This is a genomic window from Rhizobium sp. 16-488-2b, assembly GCF_017741815.1.
In the GTDB taxonomy this organism is placed as follows: Bacteria; Pseudomonadota; Alphaproteobacteria; order Rhizobiales; family Rhizobiaceae; genus Rhizobium.
This window is the reverse complement of the sequence record NZ_JAGHMF010000054.1, coordinates 1-1,361: the sequence shown is the minus strand read 5'-3', so window position 1 is coordinate 1,361 and position 1,361 is coordinate 1. Positions and strand designations below refer to the sequence as shown.

Below are 1,361 nucleotides of genomic sequence, written 5' to 3'. Positions count from 1 at the left end.
CCCCCATGTGTGGACGGCCCGTGGAATGCAAGACTCTGTATCGATGGGATCGGTCAGGTTCAGTCATGTGTCCGGCCTTTTATCGTGGCATTGTAGCCACTGGCCCTGATGAAGTCCGCGGATGGAGAGCCAATCAATTTGTCGAGCTCAAGGCTCTGGGGGAACCTAGGCTTTGCTCCATCCCCGGTCCAACCGGTTCGCCATCATTACTCAGTCCTTCATTCCTCCGGTCGACGATTGCCGAGCCGGATTCCTTCAAACGGCTGCGTGCCGGTAAGTCTCCTCTCTTCTCAGAAGAGCCCACGCGACGCGGGCGGTCTTGTTGGCGATCGCTACCGACACCATGCGTGCCGGTTTGCGCTGCAAGAGCTTCGCGATCCACGGGAATGATGGAGCATCAATGCGCGCTCGTCGTATGACGGCAGTGGCGCCGACTACCAGCAATCGTCGGATTGTCCGATCGCCCTGCTTGCTGATCCGCCCTAGCCTCTCCTTTCCGCCACTACTATTTTGTCGCGGCGTTAAGCCAAGCCAAGCCGCGAACTGTCGCGCTGATTTGAATTCCTCGGCATTCCCAACCGAAGCCGCGATTGCGGCCGCCGTGAGAAAGCCGACGCCTGGGATGGTCATCAGCCTCCGAGCGGCAGCTTGGTCCCGGCACCACTGCATTATGGTGCGATCAAGCTCGGCGATCTTATTGCTCAGCTCTTCTAGCTGCATCTGAATGTGCTTGAAGGGTTGCCACGACGGTTCAGGAAGATGGTCTTTCGCGACGTGTAAGGCTTCGAGAGCAGCTTTCAGCCCGAACTTTCCTTGAGGCGTGATGATACCGAATTCGGCCAAATGGCCTCGGAGTGCGTTGATCAGAGCCGTTCTCTGCCGCACAAAAAGATCTCGGGTCTTGTGCTGCATAAGAAGAGCCTGACGCTCGCAATTTTTCACCGGTACGAAGCGCATGGTTGGACGGGTGACTGCCTCGCAAATCGCTTCGGCATCTGCTGCATCGTTTTTCCCGCGCTTCACATACGGCTTTACATATACCGGAGGCATAAGCTTCACATCGAAGCCCAAGGCACCGAGTTCCCTCGCCCAGTAATGTGAAGTCGAACAAGCTTCCATGCCGACGAGGCAGGGTGGCAACTGCTCGAAGAAATGCAGGAGCTGATTTCGGCGAAGCTGCCGCCGGACAATAACATTGCCGACGTCATCGATAGCATGAACTTGAAACACGTTCTTGGCCAGATCCAGGCCGACGACAGTGATCTTCTCGAAAGTCATGACACGGTTCCTTCTCTGAGTTGCGCAGAATGATCTTAGCATCTCGCGCGACGGGTTCGGAGGGCCGTCCACATCATCAATTT

At 56.4% G+C, this 1,361-nt stretch carries 1 protein-coding gene; it reads right to left on the bottom strand.

The features are described from left to right. Positions 1-255: 255 nt before the first annotated feature. A complete protein-coding gene (locus J5286_RS31065; RefSeq protein WP_036567425.1) occupies positions 256-1,278 on the bottom strand; it encodes an IS110 family RNA-guided transposase in 1,023 nt (340 codons plus the stop codon). Positions 1,279-1,361: the final 83 nt, after the last annotated feature.

Excerpts from the sequence above, each read along its gene's own strand:
- J5286_RS31065 (WP_036567425.1), bottom strand. The coding sequence starts at position 1,278 with ATGACTTTCGAGAAGATCACTGTCGTCGGCCTGGATCTGGCCAAGAAC.